15 protein-coding genes are annotated in these 17043 nt (G+C 74.0%); 10 read left to right on the forward strand and 5 right to left on the reverse strand.

Annotation, left to right across the window (positions count from 1 at the left end; translation table 11 throughout):
* Positions 1 to 43: 43 nt before the first annotated feature.
* The 3 genes from QFZ71_RS07300 (at position 44) to QFZ71_RS07310 (ending at position 2717) form a co-directional block, all read left to right on the forward strand.
* Complete coding sequence (locus tag QFZ71_RS07300; RefSeq protein ID WP_307671362.1) at positions 44 to 631, forward strand: class I SAM-dependent methyltransferase; 588 nt, start codon at positions 44 to 46, stop codon at positions 629 to 631.
* Positions 632 to 792: 161 nt separating this feature from the next.
* Positions 793 to 1698: an N-acetylmuramoyl-L-alanine amidase gene (locus tag QFZ71_RS07305; protein WP_307667444.1), complete on the forward strand. Its 906-nt coding sequence runs from the start codon at positions 793 to 795 to the stop codon at positions 1696 to 1698.
* A 167-nt stretch (positions 1699 to 1865) separates the two neighbouring features.
* Positions 1866 to 2717 (forward strand): DUF5336 domain-containing protein, encoded by an 852-nt coding sequence (locus QFZ71_RS07310; protein ID WP_307667445.1) that lies wholly within the window; start codon positions 1866 to 1868, stop codon positions 2715 to 2717.
* 195 nt (positions 2718 to 2912) lie between these two features.
* On the opposite strand, the gene QFZ71_RS07315 is transcribed toward QFZ71_RS07310, so the two are convergent.
* Complete coding sequence (locus tag QFZ71_RS07315; protein WP_307667446.1) at positions 2913 to 3692, reverse strand: maleylpyruvate isomerase family mycothiol-dependent enzyme; 780 nt, start codon at positions 3690 to 3692, stop codon at positions 2913 to 2915.
* Between the two features lie 149 nt (positions 3693 to 3841).
* On the opposite strand from QFZ71_RS07315, the gene QFZ71_RS07320 reads away from it, so the two are divergent.
* Positions 3842 to 4135, forward strand: a complete 294-nt coding sequence (locus tag QFZ71_RS07320) for a hypothetical protein (RefSeq protein WP_307667447.1) — start codon at positions 3842 to 3844, stop codon at positions 4133 to 4135.
* A gap of 51 nt (positions 4136 to 4186) precedes the next feature.
* Here the strand turns inward: QFZ71_RS07320 and QFZ71_RS07325 are convergent, their stop codons facing one another.
* From QFZ71_RS07325 to QFZ71_RS07335, 3 genes are all read right to left on the reverse strand, one after another.
* Positions 4187 to 5260, reverse strand: a complete 1074-nt coding sequence (locus tag QFZ71_RS07325) for a prenyltransferase (RefSeq protein ID WP_307667448.1) — start codon at positions 5258 to 5260, stop codon at positions 4187 to 4189.
* Positions 5257 to 5988 carry a class I SAM-dependent methyltransferase gene (locus QFZ71_RS07330; RefSeq protein WP_307667449.1) on the reverse strand — a complete coding sequence of 244 codons (732 nt, stop codon included), beginning with the start codon at positions 5986 to 5988 and terminating at the stop codon, positions 5257 to 5259. The genes QFZ71_RS07325 and QFZ71_RS07330 overlap by 4 nt, the downstream gene beginning before the upstream one ends.
* Before the next feature lie 88 nt (positions 5989 to 6076).
* Positions 6077 to 7390 (reverse strand): glycosyltransferase family 4 protein, encoded by a 1314-nt coding sequence (locus QFZ71_RS07335; protein WP_307667450.1) that lies wholly within the window; start codon positions 7388 to 7390, stop codon positions 6077 to 6079.
* 264 nt (positions 7391 to 7654) lie between these two features.
* Between QFZ71_RS07335 and QFZ71_RS07340 the strand changes: the two genes are divergently transcribed.
* The 6 genes from QFZ71_RS07340 to QFZ71_RS07365 all read left to right on the forward strand — a co-directional run bounded on the left by QFZ71_RS07340 (position 7655) and on the right by QFZ71_RS07365 (position 14456).
* Positions 7655 to 8266 (forward strand): TetR family transcriptional regulator, encoded by a 612-nt coding sequence (locus tag QFZ71_RS07340; protein ID WP_307671363.1) that lies wholly within the window; start codon positions 7655 to 7657, stop codon positions 8264 to 8266.
* A gap of 362 nt (positions 8267 to 8628) precedes the next feature.
* Positions 8629 to 9879: a prenyltransferase/squalene oxidase repeat-containing protein gene (locus QFZ71_RS07345; protein ID WP_307667451.1), complete on the forward strand. Its 1251-nt coding sequence runs from the start codon at positions 8629 to 8631 to the stop codon at positions 9877 to 9879.
* Positions 9876 to 10601, forward strand: a complete 726-nt coding sequence (locus QFZ71_RS07350; protein WP_307667452.1) for an SCO2322 family protein — start codon at positions 9876 to 9878, stop codon at positions 10599 to 10601. The genes QFZ71_RS07345 and QFZ71_RS07350 overlap by 4 nt, the downstream gene beginning before the upstream one ends.
* Complete coding sequence (locus QFZ71_RS07355) at positions 10598 to 11767, forward strand: energy-coupling factor transporter transmembrane protein EcfT (RefSeq protein WP_307667453.1); 1170 nt, start codon at positions 10598 to 10600, stop codon at positions 11765 to 11767. Before QFZ71_RS07350 ends, QFZ71_RS07355 begins: the two co-directional genes overlap by 4 nt.
* A complete protein-coding gene (locus tag QFZ71_RS07360) occupies positions 11764 to 13515 on the forward strand; it encodes an ABC transporter ATP-binding protein (RefSeq protein ID WP_307667454.1) in 1752 nt (583 codons plus the stop codon). Before QFZ71_RS07355 ends, QFZ71_RS07360 begins: the two co-directional genes overlap by 4 nt.
* Positions 13512 to 14456, forward strand: coding sequence for an ECF transporter S component (locus QFZ71_RS07365; RefSeq protein WP_307667455.1), 945 nt, complete (start codon positions 13512 to 13514; stop codon positions 14454 to 14456). Before QFZ71_RS07360 ends, QFZ71_RS07365 begins: the two co-directional genes overlap by 4 nt.
* 295 nt (positions 14457 to 14751) lie before the next feature.
* Here QFZ71_RS07365 and QFZ71_RS07370 read toward each other — a convergent pair whose 3' ends face one another.
* On the reverse strand, positions 14752 to 16902 hold the full coding sequence (locus tag QFZ71_RS07370) for a phosphatase PAP2 family protein (RefSeq protein WP_307667456.1): 2151 nt from the start codon (positions 16900 to 16902) through the stop codon (positions 14752 to 14754).
* Between the last annotated feature and the right edge of the window lie 141 nt (positions 16903 to 17043).

Raw genomic sequence — 17043 nt, forward strand, 5'->3', positions numbered from 1 at the left:
CGCGCCGGAGATCCTCGCCGCGTTCGAGGCCGCCAAGGGCTTCATGCCGGTCCACGAGGGGCTCGCCCTGTACGCGGCGGCGACCGAGGCCGGCACGCTCGGGCTGCCCCTGCTGGAGGTGGGCACGTACTGCGGGCGGTCCGCCATCCTGCTCGCGGACGCCGCGCGGGCGGCCGGGGTCAGCGCGCTGACCGTGGACCACCACCGCGGCAGCGAGGAGCAGCAGCCGGGCTGGGAGTACCACGACCCGAGCGTGGTGGACCCCGAGGTCGGGCTGATGGACACCCTGCCGACGTTCCGCCGCACCCTTCGGCGGGCCGGCCTGGAGGACCACGTCGTGGCGCTCGTCGGCCGCTCCCCGCAGATCGCCGCCGTGTGGGGCGGGCCCCTCGGGCTCGTCTTCGTCGACGGCGGGCACACCGACGAGCACGCGAACGCGGACTACGAGGGCTGGGCCCCGCATCTCGCCGAGGGCGGGTTCCTGGTGATCCACGACGTGTTCCCCGACCCCGCGGACGGCGGGCAGGCCCCCTACCGGATCTACCGGCGGGCCCTGGCCTCCGGGGCGTTCACCGAGGTGTCGGCCACGGACTCGCTGCGCGTGCTGCGCCGCACCGGGACCGGCGTCTGAGCGGTCCGGACGGGGCGCCGCGGGCCCACGAGGGCCGGGCTCCGGGAGACCGGACGGTCCGGCGCGCCGGGCCGGGGACCGGGGGGCCGGCCGGTCCGCCGCGCCGCACCGGGAGCCGGTGTCCGGGCGGTCCGGACGGCCCTGATGGGTAGCATCGCCGCGTGCCGTACGACGACAGCCCTCCCCCCACCCGCCGCGCCCGGTCCCTGACCGTGGCCGCCGCGCTGGCCGCCGTATGCCTGACCGCCGCCGGATGCGGCGGAGGCCCGGAATCCGACGGGTCCGACGCGGCCCCGCCCCGGTCCGGCGCACGCGCGGCCTCCCCCGCCCCCTCGGAGCCCTCGGGTTCCGGTCGCCCCTCCACTCCGGCTTCCGCGAAGCCGTTGCCGAAGGGCCCGCTCACCGGCCGGACCGTGGTGATCGATCCGGGGCACAATCCCGGCAACCGCGACCACACGCGGGAGATCGGCGAACAGGTCGACATCGGCACCGGCCGCAAGGAGTGCGATACGACCGGCACGTCCACGGACGACGGTTACGCGGAGGCCCGGTTCACCCTCGACGTCTCCCACCGGCTGCGCGCCCTGCTGGAAGCCGAGGGGGCGCGGGTGCGGCTGACGCACGACGCGGACCGCCCGTTCGGGCCGTGCGTCGACGAGCGGGCCCGGATCGGCAACGAGGCGGAGGCCGACGCGGTGGTCTCCGTGCACGCCGACGGATCGGCCGTGGGCAACCGGGGCTTCCATGTGATCCTGCCCGCGCGGGTGAAGGGCGGCGGGGCCGACACCGCGCCCATCGTGAAGAGTTCGGCCGATCTCGGCGCGAGGATCGCGGGACACTTCGCCCGCACGACCGGAAGCGCGCCTTCCAATTACGTCGGCGGAAAGACCGGTCTGGACACCCGTGACGATCTCGGCGGACTGAATCTGTCGACCGTGCCCAAAGTGTTCGTGGAATGCGGCAATATGCGTGACCCGCAGGACGCCGCGCTGCTCACCAGCGAGAGTTGGCGGCAGAAGGCGGCCCGGGGGATGGCCGACGGAATCAGCGGCTATCTGAAGGGGTAGTTCTGCGGCGATATCGGGGGGATACCCGATCACGATCCGGGTTCGGGAGCAACCCGCCCGGCCAGACGATAGATTCATCCGTACGATGGGGAGCCGCTCCCGAGCTTCGAGCCGCACCGGCGGCAGCGACGACCGCCCCGACGAGACGACCGACTAAGGACCTTCACGTGAATATCCGATCCCTCACTCGAGGTGACGGCGTGGTGATCGGAGCAGCGGTCGTGCTGTTCATCGCCTCTTTCCTCGACTACTCCAGCTACTGCCCGCAGGGCATCGACTGCTCCAAGATCGACAATCCCAACGCCTGGGACTCGCTCGGCCTCCTGATGAGCGTCTTCCTCGCCGGCGTCATCGCCGCGGCGCTGGTGGTCGTCAGCCGTGCGATGCCGGGCCGCAAGGTGGCCTGGCTCGACCTCGGCCAGCTCGGTGCCGCGCTCTCGTTGTTCACCCTGTGGACCGCTTTCTGGACGATCCTCGACATCAGCAACGCGGGCGCCGGCCTGATCCTCGGCCTCCTCGCCTCCATCGTGCTGGCCGCGGGCGCGATCGCCGGACCGCTGGTGCCGTTCCTCAAGGCCCCGCTGCTCAGCCCGGCCGCCCCGGCGCAGGGCATCCAGGGTGGTCAGGCCCCGTACGGCGCGCAGCCCAGCCAGGGCTACGGCTACCCGGGCGCCCAGCAGCAGCCCTACGGCGCGCAGCCGAGCCAGGGGTACGGCTACCCCGGTGGCGTCCAGCAGGGTCAGCCCTCCCAGGGCGACCCGGCGCACGCACAGCAGGCCCAGGCCTCGCAGCCCTCGCAGGGCGGCGCGGCCCCGGCGGGCGACTTCACCCCGTTCTGGTTCGCCGTCCCGGTGGCCCGCCCGCTGTACGGCGAGGACGGTTCGCCGAACCCGATCGCCGAGCTGGCTCCGGGCACCTGGTATCTCGCGGTGGAGCAGCGCGGCCAGAGCCTGATCGCCCAGACGCAGGACGGCCGTCGTGGTGTCCTCCAGGACACCACGGGCATCCAGCGCGGCTGATCCCCGGCCACACCTCGCGGCCCCTCGCCCTTCCGGGCGGGGGGCCGTCGACGTACACGTCCACCCCGCGCCTCCTCGCCCGACACGGCTGTGGCGCGCGGGGCCGGTGACGGAGCCGCCGGTCACCGCGCCCGGACCCGCGCACACGGCGGGTCCGGGCGGGGCCCGGTGGCCGGACCGGTCACCGCTTCCGGCTCAGCCGAAGGACGAGCGGTCCAGCCAGAAGTCCAGGAGCGCGGCGTCACCGAGCACCTCCACGCGCGAACTGGTCGGCTCCAGGCGGCGGTTGAAGACGAGCATCAGATCGGTGAGCGAACCGCGCAGCGCGACGGTCGCCTTCTCGTGCGCGTGCCGCCAGGTGAAGCGGTCGTCGGCGAACTCGATCAGCCACTCCGCACCGGGAACGTCGGTGGCGTGCAGGTGCAACGAGCGCCCGCCGCCCCGCAGTTCGTCAGCCTCGGGGTCACCGTTCTCCTGGGCGAAGGAGACGATGCGCAGCCACTCCTCGATGGTGTCGGCGGCCACCTCGGCGGCCACCGTGTACGGGGCGCGGGCGGCGAGCGCCGCGTCGGCCCGGTGCACCACGGTCTCGTGCGTCATGCGCCGCGCCCAGAACGCCGTACGCCGCTCCCACGCCCAGGTCCACACCTCGGCGTCCGGGCCCGCCTCCCGGAGCGCGGCGACGGTGGCGGCCGCCCCCTCGGCGAGCCAGGCGTCCAGCGCGGCCGGGTCGTCGCCGTCCGGCCCCTCGGCGCCGGGCACCTTCCCCTCGGGAACGTCCTCGGCCGCCCGGGTGCGGACGATCTCACCGACCCAGCGGTGCGCGCCGCCGACGTGCACGGCCAGCTCCCGCAGGGTCCAGTCGGGGCAGGTGGGAACGGTGGCGGTGAGATCGGCGCCGGACAGCACCGCGCGCAGGGCGTCGGTCTGGGCCAGGATCTCGTCGCAGTAGCGGTCGTGGGAAAGAAGCGTCATGCGGCGCACCCTAACCGGCGCCGGCCGGGTCGATCATCCGCATTACCCGTAGGCCGGCCATCCGGAAGGACGGGGTGGCGGCCGCCCCGCTCCCACCGGCCCGCCGCCCGCACGGGTTTCACCCTGCGTAAAGCGGCAACCAGAGTTCCATGTCTCCCAGAACCCGTTCAGGAAGCAGTTCAGCGGCACGTGTCATCGCCGTGGTGGCCGACATCCTGGCCTTCATCATCATCCTCTGGATCCTGATGTACCTGCTGGACGCCAACCGGGGCAACGACTTCGTGCAGTGGGTGCACGACGCGGCCCGCTGGCTGGCGGGCTGGTCGTACGACCTGTTCACGTTCGACCGGGCGTGGGCGAACGTCGTCGCCGGCTACGGTCTCGCGGCCGTGGTCTACCTCTTCATCGGCCACGCCGTGGCGGGCCGGCTCCGTCGCGGCTGACCCTTCGTCCCGCGCGCTGCGGGCCCGGTCCGGGCCCGCACCGCGCGGTGTTCAGCGGCAGCAGTCCGGCTCCAGGCCGACCGGCAGCCGTTCGCCCCCGAAGACAGCGGTGGTCGCCTCGTCCCCCCCGAGCGCGGCCACCGCGAGCAGCAGGGAGCCCGCCGTCCAGGTGGTCAACTCCTCGGGCCAGAAGGCCCGGTTGCCCTCGAAGACGTACCCCGTCCAGTACAACCCGCCCTCGGCGCGCAGGTGCTGGATCGACTGGAGGACCTCCAGCGCCCGGTCCGACTCCCCCGTCACCCAGAGGGCGAGGGCCAGTTCGCAGCTCTCGCCGCCGGTCACCCAGGGGTTGGGCAGCACGCACCGCACCCCGAGGCCGGGGACGACGAAGCGGTCCCAGCCCTCCTGGATGCGGGCGGTGGCCTCGGCCCCGGTGACCGCGCCCCCGAGGACCGGGTAGTACCAGTCCATCGAGTAGCGGTTCTTGTCGAGGAAGCGCTCGGGGTGGCTGCGGATCGCGTGTGCCAGCGCCCCGGTGGCCAACTCCCAGTCGGGCTGAGGCTCTTCACGCCGCTCGGCGATGGCCAGCGCACAGCGCAGCGCCTGGTGGATCGAGGAGGAGCCGGTCAGCAGCGCGTCGTTCACGGGCGTGCCGTCCGGCTCCCGCTTCCAGCCGATCTGTCCGCCGGGCTGCTGGAGCCGGAGCACGAACTCGACCGCGGCGAAGACCATGGGCCACATCCGGTCGACGAACGCCTCGTCGCCGGTGGCGAGATAGTGGTGCCAGACGCCGACGGCCGCGTACGCGACGAAGTTGCTCTCCAGGCTCCGGTCCGTGGGCCGGTGCGGATCGCCGTCGTGGTAGGCCGCGTACCAGGAGCCGTCCGCGTTCTGGTTGCGGGCGAGCCACTCGTAGGCGCGGGCGGCGGCCTCGTGCTCGCCGGCCGCGTCCAGCGCCATCGCGGCCTCGGTGTGGTCCCACGGGTCGAGGTGGTGCCCCCGGAACCAGGGCAGCGCCCCGTCCTCCCGTTGCACGGCGGCGAGCGCGGCAATCGTCTCGGTGGCCTGATCCGCCGTCAGGACGCCTGGCAGGACGAGGTGTTCGGTCCGTTCGGGAGTGCTCACGCCTCGGCCTTCGGCAGGTGCGGCTTGGTGGCGTAGGCGACGAAGCTCTTGCCGACGACCGGGTTGAGGAGCTGTTCGGCGACCCGTGTGGCGAGCGGCTTCTTCATGATGTCCCAGACCAGCAGCTTGTGGTACGCCCGCACCGGCAGCGCCTTGTCGTTGTCCACGCCGAAGGCGCACTTGAGCCACCAGTAGGGCGAGTGCAGGGCGTGGGCGTGGTGGGTGCCGTACGGCTTGAGGCCGGCCTCGCGGATGCGGGCGAGGAGCTGGTCCGCCTTGTAGATGCGGATGTGGCCGCCCTCGACCTCGTGGTAGGCGTCGGAGAGGGTCCAGCAGATCTTCTCGGGGCCGTAGCGGGGGACGGTGATGGCTATGCGGCCGCCCGGCTTGAGCACCCGGACCATCTCGGCGAGGACGCCCTTGTCGTCCGGGATGTGCTCCATGACCTCGGAGATGATCACGACGTCGAAGGAGTCGTCGGGGAAGGGGAGGTTGAGGGCGTCGCCCTCCATCGCGGTGGCGGTGGCGCCTTCGGGGGCCTCCCCGGCCTCCTTCATCGCGGCGAACCACGTGGCGACCTCGCGGATCTCCTCGCCGTTCCGGTCGAGGGCGACGACCTGCGCTCCGCGCCGGTAGCACTCGAAGGCATGCCGGCCGGCACCGCAGCCCAGGTCGAGCACTCGGTCGCCGGGGGCGAGCGGGAAGCGGGTGAAGTCGACGGTCAGCACGAGGGCCTGCCTTCGAGGTCGGAGGTACGGGTGGCGAGGTGCGGATGGGCGGTGGCCGGGAGGCGCGCGGCCGCCCGGAGGTCCACGGTCACCGGCGGACTGCGCGGGCGGCGATCGCCCGACGGTACAGCTCGGCCGTTCCGGCAGCCGCCCGCGCCCAGGTGAAGTTGGCCAGCACCCGTTCGCGGCCGGCGGCGCCGAGCCGGGCCCGCAGCTCGGGGCTGTCCAGCAGCCGGGCCAGCGCCCCGGCCAGCGCGTCGGAGTCGCCGGGGGCCACGGCGAGGCAGGTCTCCCCGTCGCGGCCGGAGACCTCGGGTATCGCACCGCCCGTGGTCGCCACGAGAGGGGTGCCGGTGGCCATGGCTTCGGCGGCGGGCAGCGAGAAGCCCTCGTACAGCGAGGGCACACAGGAGACCTGGGCGCTGCGGACGAGGTCGACCAGCTCGGCGTCGCTGATCCCCTTGACGAACCGGACCGCGTCCGTGAGCCCGTGCCCCTCGATCGCGCGGGCGACCGGCCCGTCCTCGGCGCGCTTGCCCACGACGACGAGGTGGGCGTCGGAGTTGCCGGTGCGGAGCTTGGCGAGCGCGTCGACGAGGTGGACGAGGCCCTTGAGAGGGACGTCGGCGCTGGAGGTGGTGACGATGCGGCCCGGAACCTCGGCGACGGAGGGGTCGGGCGACCACAGGTCGGTGTCGGCGCCGATGTGGACGACGCTGATCCGGTCCGCGCGTACGCCGAGGTCCTCGACGATCTCGTCGCGGGAGGAGCCGGAGACGGTGAGGACGGTGTCCAGCTTGCGGGCGACCCGCTTCTGCATACGGGTGAAGGCGTACCAGCGGCGTACGGAGGCGCGTCGGCGGCGGCCGGTCGCGGCCGCCAGGTCGAGCCTGCGGTCGACGGTTATGGGGTGGTGGATCGTCGTCACCAGCGGGGCCCCGATGTCTCCGAGAAGCCCGTACCCGAGGGTCTGGTTGTCGTGGACGACGTCGAACTCGCCGCGCCGGGCGAGGAGATGGCGGCGGGCACGGAGGCTGAAGGTGAGAGGTTCGGGGAAGCCGCCGGTCCACATGGTGGCGACCTCGGCGAGGTCGATCCAGTCCCGGTACTCGCCGCGCTTCGGCGTACGGAACGGGTCCGGCTGCCGGTAGAGGTCCAGGCTCGCCAGTTCGGTGAGCGGGACGCCCTCGTCGAGCACCGGGTAGGGCTGCGCACCGATCACTTCGACGCTGTGGCCGAGACGGGCCAGCTCCCGGCTGAGGTGGCGCACGTACACGCCCTGGCCACCGCAGAACGGGTTGCCCTTGTAGGTGAGGAGTGCGATGCGCAACGGCCGGTCGGCGGTCCCGGCGGTGGTGCCGCCGCCCGTGCGGGGGCCTGTCTCTATGGCCTCAGCGGTCACACTCGGCCCCCTTCTGACTGCGTGTTCGCCGGAGCGTAACCGGTCGCGCTAATCTAGAACAAGTTTCAGACTTGCTGGAACAAGCTTCCTACTCGATCGCTCGACGTGCATCGAATCTACCGGCAGGTAGCGTCGCCGGAGGGGCCGGATCAGGTGATTCGCGCCACGGCGGACGCCCCTGGCATGCTGTGCGCCCCCGGACGGCTCGTTTCGCCCGTCCGGGTGGATCAAGCCATGGATCGTGCATCGTGGATCGGGGGCAGCATGACCGCGGACGCCAGACCGGCAGCGCCTGCGCTGACCGAGCGCCAGGAGGCCCGTCGCCGCCGCATCCTGCATGCCTGCGCGCAGCTGGCCGGCCGGGGCGGCTTCGAGGCGGTGCAGATGCGGGAGGTGGCCGAGGCCGCCGGGGTCGCGCTCGGCACCCTCTACCGCTACTTCCCCTCCAAGATCCATCTGCTGGTCGCCACCATGCAGGACCAGCTCCAGCAGCTGCACACCACGCTCCGCGACCACCCTCCGGCCGGCGACGACGCGGCCGGGCGGGTGGCCGGAACCCTGATGCGCGCCTTCCGCGCCCTGCAACGCGAACCGCACCTGGCCGAGGCCATGGTCCGCGCCCTCACCTTCGCGGATCGCGGCGTGAGCGCCGAGGTGGACGCGGTCTCCCGGCTCACGACGGCGATCATCCTGGACGCGACGGGCCTGGAGCACCCCACCCCCGAACAGCTCTCCGCGGTCCGGGTCATCGAGCACACCTGGCACTCGGCGCTGATCACCTGGCTGTCGGGGCGGGCCTCGATCGCCCGGGTGAGGACCGACATCGAAACGGCCTGCCGCCTCATCGACCTGACGTCTGCCGACCGATCGGCCTGACGGCGGAGCCGGGGCGGGGCTCAGGTCGTGACGGCGGAGCCGGGACGACCGGCCGCGCGGGTGGAGGGGAACCGGCCCCGGTGACGTGCGTCGCCGTGTGAGCATCCGGCCGCTCCTCCACGGACCGGTAGAGTGGGCAGGTCGTCATCATGCCCGTACAGGGGGAAGCCGGAGTCGCTCCGGCCGAGCGCCCCAGCCGTGACCCGTCCGCCCGACGGCAGCCGGACCGCCCTCCGCGGAGCGTGACCGGCTCGGGCCACCGGAACCCCGGTGGCCGGCACCGTCGAGGCATACGGGGCCGGAGCCCGGCGCCCCCGTGCGCCCACGGACCTCCGGCCCTCGCAGGAGAGGCTCAGCCCGCCATGACCGTACGCCGCAGCGCAGCCGCGCTCGCGACCACCGCCGTGCTCCTGGGCGCGGCCGCCCCCGCAGCGGTCGCCGCACCGAGCCCCTCCCCGACGGTGGATCTGCCGGCCGGGCTCTACGGCACCACGGACCCCACCTACGACGGGGTGTGGCGGCAGTCGCTGGCCTTCCTGGCGCAGAAGATCGAGTACGTCACGCCGTCGACGCGGGCGGTGGACTGGCTGGTGGGCCAGCAGTGCGACAGCGGCGCGTTCCCCTCGTACCGGGACGCCTCCAAGCCGTGCGACGCCTCGACGGTGATGGACACCAACGCCACCGCGGTCGCCGTCCAGGCCCTCGTGGAGATCAACCAGCGCCGCGAGGACGCCAACAACGGGGCCGACTGGCTCAAGTCCGTGCAGAACGAGGACGGCGGCTGGGGCTACAACCCCGGCAGCCCGAGCGACGCGAACTCGACGTCCCTCGTGATCGGCGCCCTGGCCCGTACCGGCGTCCCCATCAACGAGGTCACCACCCCCGACGGCAACACCCCGTACACCGCGCTGCAGGCCCTCGCCCTCCCGTGCGGCGACAAGGACGGCGGGGCGTTCGCCTACCAGCCGGGCAAGAAGGGCGAGCTCATCGCCAACCCGGACGCCACCGCGGCCTCCGTGCTCGGCCTGATGGGCAAGGGCATCGCCTCCGGTACGTCCAACGCGGTCGAGGACCCCACCTGCACGAAGGGCGACGACCTCGGCCCGGAGCAGAGCGCCCAGAACGGGGCCTTCTTCCTCGCGGACACGCTGAAGAAGAAGCCGTACCTGGAGCTGGCCCCGATGCCGGGCGCCGAGGACACCGAGCCGCAGCCCGACTACGGCAACACCGCGGACGCGGTCGTCGCCCTCGCCGCCTCCGGGCACACGGACAAGGCCGAGGCGTCCGTCGCCTGGCTGGAGAAGAACGCCGCCGGCTGGTCGAAGGCCGGCGGACCGGCCGCCACCGCGCAGCTGATCCTCGCGGCGCACGCCACCGGTGCGGACGCCCGCCGCTTCGGCGGCGTCGACCTCGTCAAGCAGCTCAACACCATGGGCCCCTCCCCGGCCGCCACCGCCCTCCCCTCGCCCACCCCGACCGGTCCGCAGCCCTCCAGCGGCACCGGCAGCGACGACAGCGGACTGAGCCTGGGGTGGCTGATCGGCATCGGGCTGCTCGCGGGCACCGGCATCGGCTTCCTGCTCAGCATGCGCCGGAAGAAGCAGCAGCCGTGAGGTCCCGGACCCGCCCGGCGGCCGCCGCGGCGTTCCCGGCGCGGCTGCGCGCCCCTCTCGTCGCGCTGCTCGCCGCCCTCGCCGCCGCCTCCGCCGTCCTGCTGGGCGGCGCGGGGAGCGCCGAGGCCGCCGGGTACCGCTACTGGTCCTTCTGGCAGGGCAACGGCGAGACCTGGGAGTACGCCACCCAGGGGCCGTCCCTCCTGCGCCCGGACGACGGCGCGGTGCAGGGCTTCCGGTTCGCCGTGAGCGAGGACTCGGGCGACGCCGCCCAGCCGCGCCGCGCCCCGGACTTCGGGGCGATCTGCGCGGGCACCCCGGCGAAGGACGGCGCCAAGCGGGTGGCGCTGGTGATCGACGCGGGTACGGCGGCGGACGCACCGGGCGGGGAGAAGCCGCCCGCCCCGCGCACGGCCTGCGCGCAGGTCGCGCCGGACGCCAGCAGCGCGGAGGCGCTCGCGGCGGTGGCGAAGCCGCTGCGGTACGACAGCAGCGCCATGCTCTGCGCGATCTCCGGCTACCCGAGGACGGGCTGCGGCGAGCAGGTGTCCGGCGACACCTCCACCGCCGAGCCGTCCGGCACCGCGGAGACGGCCGGTGACCGGGGGAAGGACGAGGGCGTCGAGGGCGGCGACGGTCCGTCCGCCGGGCTTCTCGTCGGCGTCGCCGCCGTCCTGCTGCTGGGCGTCGCCGCCGTGGTCCAGGCCCGCCGCCGCCGGTGACCGGCTCCCCCGCCCCGGCCCGGCTGCTGCGCCGTGCCCTGCACGCCCCCGAGGCGGACCGCGGCAACGCGCTGCCCGCCGGGGCGTGGTGGCTGTGGGCCCTGGGTCTGGCCACCGCCGCGTCCCGGACGACCAACCCCCTGATCCTCGGGCTGCTGGTCGGGGTGGCCGGATATGTGGTGGCGGCGCGGCGTACGGACGCGCCGTGGGCGCGTTCGTACGGGGCGTTCGTCAAGCTCGGGCTGTTCGTCGTGGCGCTGCGGCTGCTGTTCTCCGTCTTCCTCGGCTCGTCGATCCCCGGCACGCACACCGTGCTGACCCTGCCCGAACTGCCGCTGCCCGACTGGATGCGGGGCGTGCGGATCGGCGGCCGGGTCACCGCCGAGCAGCTGGTGCACGCGCTGTACGACGGAATGAAGCTGGCCACCCTGCTGATCTGCGTCGGCGCGGCCAACGCGCTGGCCAATCCGGCACGGCTGCTGAAGTCGCTGCCCGGCGCGCTGTACGAGGCGGGGGTCGCCGTCGTGGTCGCCATGACGTTCGCGCCGAACATGGTGGCCGACGTGGCCCGGTTGCGTCACGCGCGCCGGCTGCGGGGCCGGCCGACCGGGGGCGTGCGGGCGGTGGCGCAGATCGGGCTGCCGGTGGTGGAGGGCGCGCTGGAGCGGTCGGTGGCGGTGGCCGCGTCGATGGACGCGCGCGGGTACGGGCGTACCGCACGGGTGCCGGCCTCCGTCCGGCGCACCACCAACGTGCTGACGCTGGGCGGGCTGCTCGGAATGTGCGCCGGCACGTACGGGCTGCTGGCCGCGCAGGGGGCGGTGTACGGGCTGCCGTTGCTGCTGGCCGGGCTGGTCGTGGCGATGGCCGGGCTGCGGCTCGGCGGGCGGCGCTCGGTGCGGACCCGCTACCGGCCGGACCGCTGGGGTGTGCGGGCCTGGCTGGTGGCGTGCTCGGGTGCGGTGGTCGCAGCGGCGATGATCTGGGCGGTCGCGGTCGATCCGGGGTCGCTGCGGCCCGGTGTCGTTCCGCTGGCCGCGCCGGTGCTGCCGCTGTGGCCGGCGGCGGCGGTGCTGGTCGGGCTGCTGCCCGCGCTGGTCGCCCCCGTACCACCGTCGTCCCGGACGACGACCGGACAGGCACATCGTGGCAAGGAGCAGGCGTGATCAGGTTCGAGCGGGTCTCCGTGCGGTACGAGGGATCGGCGCGCCCCACGCTGTCCGGGGTCGATCTCACGGTTCCCGAGGGCGAGCTCGTGCTGCTCGTCGGACCCTCCGGTATCGGTAAGTCGACTCTGCTGGGTGCGGTCTCGGGGCTCGTCCCGCATTTCACGGGTGGGTTGCTGTCCGGCCGGGTCACGGTGGGCGGGCGCGACACCCGTACGCACAAGCCCCGCGAACTGGCCGATCTGGTCGGGACGGTGGGCCAGGACCCGCTCGCCCACTTCGTCACGGACACGGTCGAGGACGAGCTGGCGTACGGCATGGAGTCGCTCGGCCTGGCCCCGGACGTGATGCGCCGCCGGGTGGAGGAGACGCTCGACCTGCTGGGCCTGGCCGAGCTGCGTGACCGGCCCATCACGACGCTGTCGGGCGGCCAGCAGCAGCGGGTCGCGATCGGTTCGGTACTGACCCCGCACCCGAAGGTGCTGGTGCTCGACGAGCCGACCTCGGCGCTGGACCCGGCGGCGGCCGAGGAGGTCCTCGCGGTGCTCCAGCGGCTGGTCCACGACCTGGGCACGACCGTGTTCATGGCCGAGCACCGGCTGGAGCGGGTGGTGCAGTACGCGGACCAGGTCGTCCTGCTGCCCGCCCCCGGCGCTCCTCCGGTGATGGGGCCGCCCGCCGAGATCATGAAGGTGTCGCCGGTCCGGCCGCCGGTGGCCGAGCTGGGCCTGCTGGCGGGCTGGGACCCGCTGCCGCTGTCGGTGCGGGACGCCCGGCGCGCGGCGGGCGGGCTGCGGGAGCGGCTGGCGGGCGCGGTACCCGCGCGGGCGGAGGCCCCCGGTGCGCCGAGGCCGGTGCCGCCCGTTCCGGCCGCCGGGGAGCCGCCGCGGCCGGGCCGGTTCGCCCGCCTGCTGGGCCGCGGCGGGGAGCGGAGCCGGACGGAAGGCTTGCGCCCGTCCGGTGGATCCGCCGTCCCGCCCGCCGCCGACGCGGTCACGCGGGTCGACGGGCTCGGGGTGCGGCGCGGCCGGGTCGAGGCGTTGCGACGGGTGTCGCTGACCGTGGCACCGGGCGAGACGGTGGCCCTGATGGGGCGCAACGGGGCCGGCAAGTCCACGCTGCTCGGGGCCCTCGTCGGGATGACCGAGCCCACCGCGGGCACCGTGCGCGTCGGCGGTCTGGACCCCGCCCGGACGGACCCGCGGACGATGGTGCGCCGGGTCGGCCTCGTACCGCAGGAGCCGCGCGATCTGCTGTACGCGGACACGGTGGCCGCCGAGTGCGCCGCCGCCGACCGGGACGCGGGCGCGGCGGAGGGCACGTGCCGGGCGCTGGTGTCGGAGCTGGTTCCGGGGGTCGCGGACGACACCCACCCCCGTGATCTGTCGGAGGGGCAGCGGCTCGCCCTGGCGCTGGCCCTGGTGCTGACGGGCCGGCCGCCGCTGTTGCTGCTGGACGAGCCGACGCGCGGCCTGGACTACGCGGCGAAGGCCCGGCTCGTCGGGGTGCTGCGGGGGCTGGCGGCCGAGGGGCACGCGATCGTCCTGGCGACGCACGACGTGGAGCTGGCGGCGGAGCTGGCGCACCGGGTGGTGATCCTCGCCGACGGGGAGGTGGTCGCGGACGGGCCGACCGGGCAGGTGGTGGTCTCCTCGCCCGCGTTCGCCCCGCAGACGGCGAAGATCCTGGCCCCGCAGGAGTGGCTGACCGTCTCCCGGGTGCGCGCGGCGCTGGAGGCGGGAGCGTGAGGGGGACGACGGACGTGCGGGAGCGGGCTCCCCGGCCCGTACGGCTCGGACCGAAGTCGGTGGCCGTGCTGGTGCTGACCGGGATCGTCGGCGTGGTCGCGTTCGGGTGGCCGCTGCTGGCGGACGGCAGGTCCGGGCTGGCGCACGCGCAGGACGCGCCCTGGCTGTTCGCGGTACTGCTGCCGCTCCTGGTGGCGGTGGCCGTGGCGACGATCTCCGAGTCCGGGATGGACGCGAAGGCCGTCGCGATGCTCGGCGTGCTGGCGGGGGTGGGTGCGGCGTTGCGCCCGCTGGGGCCCGGCACGGCGGGGCTGGAGCCGATGTTCTTCCTGATGGTGCTGAGCGGGCGGGTGCTGGGCCCCGGATTCGGTTACGTGCTCGGCTCGGTGACCATGTTCGCCTCGGCGCTGCTGACGGGCGGGGTCGGGCCGTGGATGCCGTTCCAGATGCTGTCGATGGGCTGGTTCACCATGGGCGCCGGGCTGCTGCCGGGGGCGGACCGGCTGCGCGGGTGGGCCGAGTCGGCGATGCTGGCGGCGTACGGGTGCGTCGCGGCGTTCGCGTACGGAACGGTGATGAATCTGCAGGGGTGGACGCTCCTCACCGGGGCCGGTTCGGGGATCACCTTCGTCGAGGGCGGCCCGCTGCACGAGAACCTGGTGCGTTTCCTCGCCTACTGTGCGGCGACCTCGCTGGGCTGGGACCTGGGGCGGGCGCTGCTGACGGTGGTGCTGACCCTCACGGTCGGCCCGACGCTGCTGCGGGCGCTGCGCCGGGCCACCCGCCGCGCCGCGTTCGACGCACGCGCCGCGTTCGGGGATCCCGAGACGCTTGGGGTTCCCGGTGAACCGGAGACGTTCGGGGAGCCCGGGACGCCGGGGGCACCCGGAGGGCCGGAGACGTTCGGGGAGCCTGAGATGCCAGGGAAGCCCGGGGCATGAGCACCGCGGGCCTCCCGCCCCGGCTCGCGCGGCGGTCCCGCTCCCCTGCGCCCCTGCCCGCCTGCGCCTGACTCACAGCGGGCCTCGGCTTCGGGGTGGCGGCCCGCACCTCTGGTCCGGCGCGTCGTGGGCGGTGAGGACGAGCGACCGCGACCGGCACGGCCTCGCCCGTCCCCGGGTGGCGGTGGGGGCCGGGCCGGCGGACGATGAACGGACGCGGCGATCCACACCGAAGGGGTGCCGGGGCGGTGAACGCCTCCCCGGCACCCCTTCGGCCTGCCGTGCCCGCCGCCCGCTACGTGCCCGCGAGCTTCTCGGACGGTTCGCGTTCCGGTACGAGGGCTGGCTCGGCCGGCAGCGTGGGACGCGCCGGTTCCGGCTCCGCGGGCTCCGCCGCCCCCGGCTCCCCGTCCGCCGCCTCCTTCGTGGCGTCCTTCGCGTCGGTGGCCCGTTCCACGTCGGTCATCAGCTTCCGCGGGCCCGACAGCAGGTACGTCAGCCCGAAGCCCAGCGAGACGACGAGGGCGCCGCCCGCCGCGTCGAGCACCCAGTGGTTGGCGGTGGCCACGATCGCGGCGATGGTGAAGAGCGGGTGCATCAGCCCGAGCGCCTTCATCCACAGCTTCGGGGCCAGCATCACGATGACCACCCCGCACCACAGCGACCAGCCGAAGTGGAGCGACGGCATCGCCGCGTACTGGTTGGTGACGGTGGTCAGCGTCCCGTAGTCGGGCTTGGCGAAGTCCTGCACCCCGTGCACGGTGTCGATGAAGCCGAGGCCGGGCATGAGCCGGGGCGGGGCCAGGGGGTAGAGCCAGAAGCCGACGAGCGCGAGCAGGGTGGCGAAGCCGATGGAGGAGCGGACCCAGCGGTAGTCGGCGGGGCGGCGCGCGTACAGCACGCCGAGGATCGTCAGCGGGACGATGAAGTGGAAGGTCAGGTAGTAGTAGTCGAAGAACTCGCGCAGCCAGTCGATCCGGACGACCGTGTGGTTGACCCAGTGCTCGATGTCGATGTGCAGCCACTGCTCGATGGCGTGGATCTGCCGGCCGTGCTCCTCGGCGAGCGGGCGGCCCGCCGTGGCGGCGAGGCGGACCTGCGCGTAGGCGGAGTAGACGACCCGGATGAGCAGGAGTTCCAGCAGCAGATTGGGGCGGGTGAGGACCCGGCGCCAGAACGGCAGGAGCGGTACCCGTCTCCAGCGCGCCGCGACCGGTTGCGCGTAGTCCGTGGGGACAGGGTGCTGCCAGTACGGCGAGGTGCGGGGCAGGAACGGGGCGAGGCAGGCCGCACCGAGCGCGGCGAGGAGCAGCACGTTGTCGCGTACGGGGTGGAGCGTCGTGATGTTCGGCAGCAGCATCGTGCCCGGCAGGGTGATGGCCAGGACCACCACGGACGGCCAGACCAGCCGGTCGGAGGCCCGCTTGCCGACCCGGCCGACGACGGCGAGGAGCACCCAGAGGAGCTGGTGCTGCCAGGCGGTCGGCGAGACGGCGACCACGGCACAGCCGGTCACGGCCACCGCGAGGAGCACCTGCCCGTCCTGCGCGTACCGCACGGCGCGCCGTAGCCCGACGACCACCACGGCGGCGGCGATCGCCAGGAAGAGGCCGATCTCCAGGGGGCCTTCGAGGCCGAGCCGGAGCAGCGCCCCGTGCAAGGACTGGTTGGCCGGGCTGTCCGGCCGCTCACCCAGCCCGGCGCCCGCGAGGTGGTGCACCCAGTACGTCCACGAGTCCTTCGGCGCGGCGGCCCACGCGACGGCCGTGGCGAGGGCGAAGGTCACGCCCGCGCTCACCGACGCCTGCCGCCGGCCGGTCAGCCACAGGAGGACGGCGAAGAGCAGCAGCACCGGCTGGAAGGCGGCGGCGAGACCGACCAGGACACCCGCCGCCCGGTGCTCCCGGACGACGAACCAGGCCAGCAGTACCAGCAGGACGGGCAGGACGCTCGTCTGGCCCAGGTGCAGGGCGTTGCGCACCGGCAGCGACAGCATGAACAGGCTGATCGCGACAGGGGCCGCGAGCAGGGCCGTCCGGCGGCCCACCGGGGAGGGCAGCGCCCGCGCCGCGACGAGGCCGAGGGCGACGACGAGCAGGAGGGACCCGAACGTCCAGGCGACGCCCAGGGTCTGCTGGGCCGATGCGGTGAGGGGCTTCAGGACGAGACCGGCGAAGGGCGTGCCGGTGAACCGGCCGCCGTCGTACAGCGAGCCCGTCACGTGCAGCACGCCGTTCTCCCCGATCCAGGTCTCCAGATCGAGGAGTCGTTCCCCCGGTGGCTGCCGGAGCACCACCGCCACCTGCCGTACCGCCAGCGCGGCCACGACCAGCCAGAGCAGGGCGCGGGTCAGCCCGCTGCCCGTCGCTCCTCCGTCCGTCGCCGCGTCCCCGCGCACACTGTGATCCGCATTCACCACGCTGCGCCGACCCTCCCACCGTTCCATGCACCGCCCCGTCGAGTGGGGCCATGCCGGATGAAGCCTCGCACTGCCCTACGGGGTAGACACAATCAACCCCCTCTTTGCCTGACTGTCATCCTGCTTTCGTCCGGAAGATCGACCGGAGACGCACGGCTCTCGGGGGGC

It is taken from the genome of Streptomyces sp. V2I9 (genome assembly GCF_030817475.1).
In the GTDB taxonomy this organism is placed as follows: Bacteria; Actinomycetota; Actinomycetes; order Streptomycetales; family Streptomycetaceae; genus Streptomyces.